This is a genomic window from Kitasatospora nipponensis (assembly GCF_039528135.1).
GTDB lineage: Bacteria > Actinomycetota > Actinomycetes > Streptomycetales > Streptomycetaceae > Kitasatospora > Kitasatospora nipponensis.
This window is the reverse complement of the sequence record NZ_BAAALF010000997.1, coordinates 1-563: the sequence shown is the minus strand read 5'-3', so window position 1 is coordinate 563 and position 563 is coordinate 1. Positions and strand designations below refer to the sequence as shown.

At 72.5% G+C, this 563-nt stretch carries 1 protein-coding gene; it reads right to left on the bottom strand.

The window, feature by feature from the left end; genetic code table 11:
* Positions 1-563, bottom strand: a 563-nt coding sequence (locus tag ABD323_RS44520) for a beta-ketoacyl [acyl carrier protein] synthase domain-containing protein (protein WP_344447670.1), incomplete at both ends; no start/stop codon positions are given.

The window sequence follows — 563 nt, the reverse complement described above, 5'->3', positions numbered from 1 at the left end:
ACACGCGGATGGTGGGGGGGAGTTCGCGGTGCTGCTTGGCCAGCCCGACCTTCAGCAGACTGCTCAGCCCGGCCACCGTCAGCAGGTGGCCGATGTTGCCCTTGACCGAGCCGAGCAGCGGCACCGAGCCCTGCTCGCCGAACCAGCGGACCACCGAGTCGGCCTCGGTGCTGTCCCCGATCGGGGTGCCGGTGGCGTGGCACTCCAGGTAGTCGATGTCGCCCGGGGCCACCCCGGCCTCGGCGTAGGCGAGCTGGTAACTGCGGTGCTGTCCGGCGGCGTTGGGGACCAGCAGATGACGGCCCGCGCCGTCGTTGGAGAGGCCGATGCCGTCGATCACGGCGTGGATCCGGTCGCCGTCGCGCTGGGCGTCGGCGAGCCGCTTGACGGCCACCATGCCGGCGCCCTGGCCGGTCAGGATGCCGGCCGAGGCGGCGTCGAAGGGCTGGCTGAAGCCGTTCTCGGGGTAGGCGTGCAGGTCGGAGAAGGAGAGGTGGATCAGGGTCGGGTCGGGTGCGCAGACCACGGCCGCCAGCACCAGGTCGGCCTGGCCGGCGGCGAGT